Source organism: uncultured Amaricoccus sp. (assembly GCF_937858865.1).
Taxonomy (GTDB): Bacteria; Pseudomonadota; Alphaproteobacteria; order Rhodobacterales; family Rhodobacteraceae; genus Amaricoccus.
This window is the reverse complement of record NZ_CALLYO010000065.1, coordinates 1-6,551: the sequence shown is the minus strand read 5'-3', so window position 1 is coordinate 6,551 and position 6,551 is coordinate 1. Positions and strand designations below refer to the sequence as shown.

Here is a 6,551-nt window from a genome sequence, read left to right as displayed (position 1 = left end):
ACGAGGGCGCCGGGGACGTGCGCTACGTGCAGTTCATGGGCAAGGACAACGTCCCTTTCCACACCCTCTCCTTCCCCGCCACCATCCTCGGGTCGGAGGAGCCCTGGAAGCTCGTCGACTACATCAAGTCGTTCAACTACCTGAACTACGAGGGCGGCAAGTTCTCCACCAGCCAGGGCCGCGGCGTCTTCATGGACCAGGCGCTCGAGATCCTGCCCGCCGACTACTGGCGCTGGTGGCTGATGTCGAACGTGCCCGAGGGGTCGGATTCGAACTTCACCTGGGAGAGCTTCCAGGCCGGGGTGAACAAGGACCTCGCCGACGTCCTCGGCAACTTCGTCAGCCGCGTCACCAAGTTCGCCGCCGCCCGCTTCGGCGAGACCGTGCCCGAGGCCGGGGCCTACGGTCCGCAGGAGGCCGAGGTCGCCGCCGAACTCGCCCGCCGCATCGCCGTCTACGAGCAGAACATGGAGGCGATCGAGCTGCGCAAGGCGGCGCAGGAGCTGCGCGCCATCTGGGTGGTCGGCAACGAGTACCTGCAGGCCGCGGCCCCCTGGACGGCCTTCAAGACCGACCCCGACCGCGCCGCGGCCGTCACCCGCTTCGGGCTCAACCTGATCCGGCTCTACGCGGTGCTCGGCCGCCCGTTCGTTCCGGACGCGTCGGACGCCATGCTGGCGGCGCTCGGGCTCGAGTCGGCGGACTGGCCGACGGACGTGGCGGCCGCCCTCGAGGCCTTGCCTGCGGGGCAGCCCTTCACCGTGCCGCCGGTGCTCTTCGGCAAGATCGACGATGCGCGGCGCAGCGAGCTCGAGGCCCGCTTCGCCGGCTCCTGAGCGCGCCGGGTCAGGATTTCCGGTCACCGACGTGCTCGGGCTTGCCCTTGCGCTTGGTCTCGGCGAACTCCTCGAGCTGCTTCTCCGACATCGACTCGTACATCTCGCGCGAGGCGCCCTTGAGCTCGCTCACCTTGGTCTCGCCGCGCTTGGCGGCGAGCGCCGCCCCGGCGGCCTTCTGCTGCGCCTTCGACTTGGCCGGCATCGCCTTTCTCCTTCATCCGGGCTGACCCGGCTCAACGCCGCCCCCGCGGCAGCGTTCCCTCCGGTTGTCCCCTCCGGTTGACAGGCGCGTTACGCCGGTGCACCCCTTCGCGAGCCGCTAGGGGGATCCGTCTTGGCGCAGGATCTGATCGTCACCCATGCCCTCCTCGTCGCGGCGGATGCGCCCGGAACCGTGATCCGCGACGGCGCGCTGGCGGTGACGGACGGCCGCATCACCCGGATCGGCACCGCCGCCGAGATCGGCACCGACGCGCGCGCCCTTCTCGACGCCGGCGGCATGATCCTGATGCCGGGGCTCGTCAACACCCACTGCCATGCCGGGGACAGCCTCTTCCGCGGCCTGATCGAGGACCTGCCGCTCGAACCCTGGCTGCGGCAGGTCTGGAAGGCCGAGGGCGCGATCCTCACCCGCGAGACGGTGCGGCTCGGGGCGACGCTCGGCTTCGCCGAGCTCCTGCTCGGCGGGGTGACGACGGTCATGGACATGTTCTGGCACCCGCGCGAGGCGGTGGCCGCCGCCCGCGCCGTCGGGCTGCGCGTCTCGACCGGGGGCATCTTCTTCGACGGCCCGGGCGTCGACGGCCAGACCGTCGCCGCCCGGGCGGCCGAGGCGGAGGCCTTCTTCGCCGACTTCGCGGATTCCGAGGATGTTCTGCCCGGCTGCTTCCCGCACGGTGCCTATACCGTCGGGCCGGAGGGGTTGCAGGCGGCCTGGCGGATCGCCGCGGACAGGGGCGGGCTCTTCTCGACCCATGCCGCCGAGACCCGCGCCGAGCAGGAGACGGTGGGCGGCCGCTACGGCCGCTCGGTGATCCGGCATCTCGACGCGCTCGGCGTCCTCGACGCGCGCAGCGTGCTGGCGCATTGCGTCTGGCTCGACGACGAGGAGATCGAGATCCTCGCCCGGACCGGGGCGAGCGTCGCACACAACCCGGTCTCGAACCTCAAGCTGGCAAGCGGGATCGCGCGCGTCCGCGACATGCTGGCCGCGGGGGTGCGGGTGACGATCGGCACCGACGGGGCGATCTCGGGCAACGACCTCGACATGTGGATGGCGCTACGGCTCGCCGCGACGCTGCACCGCGGCGCCACCCTCGACGCCACCGCCGTCACCACCGCCCAGGCCCTCCGGATGGCGACGCTCGACGGGGCGGCGGCGCTCGGCGCGGCCGACCGGCTCGGCTCGCTCGAGGTAGGCAAGCTCGCCGACATGATCCTCCTCGACCTGCGGCGGCCGCATGCGGCGCCGCTCTTCGACCCGGCGACCCACATCGTCTTCTCGACCGCCAAGTCCGACGTCCGCCACGTCTTCGTCGCCGGGCGGCAGGTGGTGCGCGACGGGATGCTCGTCGGGATCGACCTCGACGCCGTGCTCGACGCCGTCGCGGCGCTCGCCCCGCGCATCGCCGCGAGCCTCAGCGCATGACCGCCCCCGCGGCGGGCGAGCGGCTCGAGGCGGCGTTCGACTCGATCGCCGGGCGGGCCGGGCCGCCGGTCGAGATCGCGCTCATCCTCGGCTCCGGGCTCGGCCGGCTCGCCGACGCGGTCGAGGCACCGGTCGCCATCCCCTACGCCGAGATCGACGGCTTCCCGGTCGCCACTGCGCCCGGCCACGCCGGGCGGCTGGTGATCGGCCGGCTCCACGGCCGGCGGGCGGCGCTGATGCAGGGGCGGCTGCATCTCTACGAGGGCTGGACGCCGCAGGACATCGCCCTCCCGGTGCGCCTCCTGCGCCGGCTCGGGGCGGAGCGGCTGGTGGTGACGAACGCCGCCGGGGCGCTCGACCCCCAGTTCCGTCCGGGCGAGATCATGCTGATCGAGGATCACCTCAACTTCACCGGTGCGAGCCCGCTGACCGGCCCGAACGACGCCGGCGTCGGCCTGCGCTTCCCCGACATGTCGCGCGCCTACGATCCCGACCTGCGCGACCTGGCGCGCCGGGCCGCGGAGGCGGCGGGGATCGCCCTCCATACCGGCATCTACGCCGGCGTCGCCGGGCCGCAGCTCGAGACCTCGGCGGAGCGGCGCTTCCTGCGCGCCTCAGGCGCGGACGCGGTGGGGATGTCGACGGTCATCGAGGTCATCGCGGCCGTCCATGCCGGCCTGCGCGTCCTCGGGCTCTCGGCCATCACCAACGACGCGAGCGGCGGCCCCGAGCAGGCCCCGGACACCATCGAGCAGGTCCTCGCGCACGCCGAGGTCGCCGGCGTCGGCATCGCCGCGCTGCTGGCCCGGCTCCTGCCCGACCTCTGACGTGCCCGGGGGCAAGCGCCGCAGCGTCCTGCTCCTCGCCCTCGCGGCGGTGCTCAGCATGAGCCTCTGGTTCGTCTCCGCGGCCATCCTGCCCGAGATCGTCGCCGAAGGCGCCCTCGGCCCCGGCCGCGCCGCGGCGCTTTCCAGCGCGGTGCAGATCGGCTTCGTCGCCGGCGCCCTGGCCCTCGCCGTCCACGGCACTGCCGACCGCTACGATCCGCGCCTGGTGCTCCTCCTCTCGGCGCTGGTCGCCGCCGGGGCCAACCTCGCCCTGCTCGTCACGCCCCTCGGCGGCGCCGCCCAGATCGGCCTCCGCGCCCTGACCGGGGCCGGGCTCGCCGGGGTCTACCCGGTGGGGATGAAGATCCTGGTCGGCTGGGGCGCGCGCGACCGCGGCGCGCTGGTCGGGCTCTTCGTCGGGGCGATCACCGTCGGCTCCGCCTTGCCGCATCTGCTCGCCTTTCTCGGCGGGCCGGACTGGCGGGCGACGGTGATCGCGACTTCGGCGCTGGCCGCGCTCGGCGGCCTCCTCGGCGCCGCGGCGCGCCTCGGGCCCCACCACGCCCGCTCGGCGCGCTTCGACCCGGGTGCGCTGCGCGTGGCCTGGGCCGACCGGCGCGTCCGCCTCGCCTATGCCGGCTATCTCGGCCACATGTGGGAGCTCTATGCCTTCTGGGCCTGGATCGGCGCCGCGCTCGCCGTCTCCTTCGCGCCGAGGCTCGGCGGCGACGCCGTGCCGGCCGCGCGGCTGGTGACCTTCGCCGCCATCGCGGTCGGCGGCCTGCTCTGCCAGCCGGCCGGCCGGCTCGCCGACCGGATCGGCAAGGCGCGGGTCGCCGAGATCGCCATGCAGGTGAGCGGGTCGGCGAGCCTCGCCACCGCCCTCGCCTTCGGCGGGCCGGTCTGGCTGCTCGCCCTCCTGGTCCTCGTCTGGGGCGCTGCGGTCATCCCGGATTCGGCGCAGTTCTCCGCGCTCGTCGCCGACGCGGCGCCGGGCGAGCACGCGGGCAGCCTGCTCGCCCTGCAGACGGCGCTCGGCTTCACCCTCACCTTCTTCACCGTCCAGGCCGTGCCGCTCGTCGCCGATCTCCTCGGCTGGCGGATGACCCTCGGCCTCCTCGCGCTCGGACCGGCAGGGGGAATACTCGCGATGCGCCGGCTGATCGCCTTCGCGGAAACCATTCCCCGAGCTGATCGGATGTAGTCGTAAAAGTCGTAGACAGGCTAGGCCCCGCGCCTGGAATTCCCAGCACGATCTGCGGCGATAACCGCTTATACGATTATTCTGCCCGATTCGTTACCGAATCCCCCATTGATCATCCAGCGTTTTCACAAATTGCCCATATTTCCGGCAAAGGCTCGCTCCACCGCAAAATGAGCCCCCGATACGGGCCAGATGGGGGACCCGACACCGTCGGATTTGCACGTAAATCAACCAGAGCTAGAAAAAAGGTTTACCGCCGAGGCGATTTACGCTTTCCTAACAGGAATCCCGCCGAGATGGGAACGCTTGGGAGAAAGGTGCGGTTTGAATCCACGGCTCGTCATCTGCCTGTTGGCAGCCATGCTGGTCGGTCTCGCGGCCGCCATCTGGGCCGTCCAGGCAGGATGGCACCCGCTCCTCGCGCTGCTGGTCTACAGCCTGGCCGGATCGTTCGCCCTCGTCGTCTTCGCCGTCGCCGCGGTCCCGCGCCACCTGCCGCACAGGCAGCCCCGGTCGTCGCAGCCGCCTGCGATTCCGGCGCCTCAGAGAACGTAGCGGCTGAGGTCGGCCGAGCGGCTGAGCTCGCCGAGATGCTTCTCGACGAAATCCGCATCGACGGTGACGGAGTCGCCCGCCCGGTCCGGGGCGGTGAAGCTCAGATCCTCGAAGACGCGCTCGAGCACGGTGTGGAGGCGCCGCGCGCCGATGTTCTCCACCGCGCGGTTCACCTCGGCGGCGATGCGCGCGAGCGCGGCGATGCCCTCCGGGGTGAAGTCGACCTTTACCTCCTCGGTCTGCATCAGGGCGGCGTACTGGCGGGTCAGCGCGTTGTCGGTCTCGGTCAGGATGCGCACGAAGTCGGCCTCGGTCAGCGCTCGGAGCTCGACGCGGATCGGCAGGCGGCCCTGGAGCTCGGGCAGGAGGTCGGAGGGCTTGGCGATCGAGAAGGCGCCCGAGGCGATGAAGAGGATGTGGTCGGTCTTCACCGGGCCGTACTTGGTCGAGACGGTGGTGCCCTCGATCAGCGGCAGCAGGTCGCGCTGCACCCCCTCGCGCGAGACGTCGGCGCCGCGGGTCTCGGCGCGGGCGGCGACCTTGTCGATCTCGTCGATGAAGACGATGCCGTTCTGCTCCACCGCTTCCACCGCCTCGCGGTTCACCGCCTCGGGGTCCAACAGCTTGTCGGCCTCCTCGGTGATGAGGAGCTCGTAGGACTGCGCGACGCTCATCCGCCGCCGCACCCGGCGGCCGCCGAAGGCCTTGCCGAAGATGTCGCCGAGGTTGATCGCGCCCATCCCCATTCCCGGCTGGCCGGGGATGTCCATCATCGGGAAGGGGCTCGAGGTGTCGGCGACCTCGAGCTCGATCTCCTTGTCGTCGAGCGAGCCCTCGCGGAGCTTGCGGCGGAAGGTGTCGCGGGTCTGGTCGCGGGCGCCCTCGCCGGCCAGAGCGTCGAGGACCCGGTCCTCGGCCGCCTGGTGGGCGCGGGCCTTCACCCGCTCGCGCATGTCCTCGCGCACCATGGCGACGGCGGCATCGGCCAGGTCGCGGACGATCTGCTCCACGTCGCGGCCGACGTAGCCGACCTCGGTGAACTTGGTCGCCTCGACCTTCAGGAACGGCGCCTTGGCGAGCTTGGCGAGGCGGCGGGAGATCTCGGTCTTGCCGACGCCGGTCGGGCCGATCATCAGGATGTTCTTCGGATAGACCTCGTCGCGGATGTCGTCGGGGAGCTGCTTCCTCCGCCAGCGGTTCCTGAGCGCCACGGCGACGGCGCGCTTGGCGCCGGCCTGGCCGATGATGAAGCGGTCGAGCTCGGAGACGATCTCGCGGGGGGTCAGGTCGGTCATGTCGCCTCGGGTTCATGCTGCATGATGAGGGCGCCGCCGGTCCGGCCGGCGAGCCGCGGGATCGGGCGGAAGCCGGCCCTGGCGTAGGCGCGGACGGCGCGGGCGTTGCTGGGGTCGGGGTCGATGACGATGATCTCGTGGCCTTCCGCGCGCAGGTGGCGGGTGAAGGCGGCGAGCGCGGCG

General features: G+C 72.0%; 7 protein-coding genes. 4 read left to right on the top strand and 3 right to left on the bottom strand.

Features of this window, described 5'->3' with window-relative positions:
* On the top strand, positions 1-836 hold an 836-nt coding region (locus Q0112_RS01735; protein WP_297970570.1), incomplete at its 5' end, for a class I tRNA ligase family protein.
* 10 nt (positions 837-846) lie between these two features.
* Here Q0112_RS01735 and Q0112_RS01730 read toward each other — a convergent pair.
* Positions 847-1,041 carry a DUF3008 family protein gene (locus Q0112_RS01730; protein ID WP_297970568.1) on the bottom strand — a complete coding sequence of 65 codons (195 nt, stop codon included), beginning with the start codon at positions 1,039-1,041 and terminating at the stop codon, positions 847-849.
* Between the two features lie 132 nt (positions 1,042-1,173).
* On the opposite strand from Q0112_RS01730, the gene Q0112_RS01725 reads away from it, so the two are divergent.
* From Q0112_RS01725 to Q0112_RS01715, 3 genes are read left to right on the top strand one after another with little or no spacing between them, the layout of a single operon-like run.
* Complete coding sequence (locus Q0112_RS01725; RefSeq protein WP_297970566.1) at positions 1,174-2,487, top strand: amidohydrolase; 1,314 nt, start codon at positions 1,174-1,176, stop codon at positions 2,485-2,487.
* Positions 2,484-3,314 carry a purine-nucleoside phosphorylase gene (locus Q0112_RS01720; protein WP_297970564.1) on the top strand — a complete coding sequence of 277 codons (831 nt, stop codon included), beginning with the start codon at positions 2,484-2,486 and terminating at the stop codon, positions 3,312-3,314. Before Q0112_RS01725 ends, Q0112_RS01720 begins: the two co-directional genes overlap by 4 nt.
* Position 3,315: 1 nt before the next feature.
* A complete protein-coding gene (locus tag Q0112_RS01715) occupies positions 3,316-4,518 on the top strand; it encodes an MFS transporter (RefSeq protein WP_297970562.1) in 1,203 nt (400 codons plus the stop codon).
* A gap of 542 nt (positions 4,519-5,060) precedes the next feature.
* On the opposite strand, the gene hslU is transcribed toward Q0112_RS01715, so the two are convergent.
* Positions 5,061-6,368, bottom strand: coding sequence for an ATP-dependent protease ATPase subunit HslU (gene hslU, locus Q0112_RS01710; RefSeq protein ID WP_297970560.1), 1,308 nt, complete (start codon positions 6,366-6,368; stop codon positions 5,061-5,063).
* Positions 6,365-6,551: hypothetical protein (locus Q0112_RS01705; RefSeq protein ID WP_297970558.1), on the bottom strand; the 187-nt coding region annotated here is incomplete at its 5' end. The genes Q0112_RS01705 and hslU, both read right to left, overlap by 4 nt.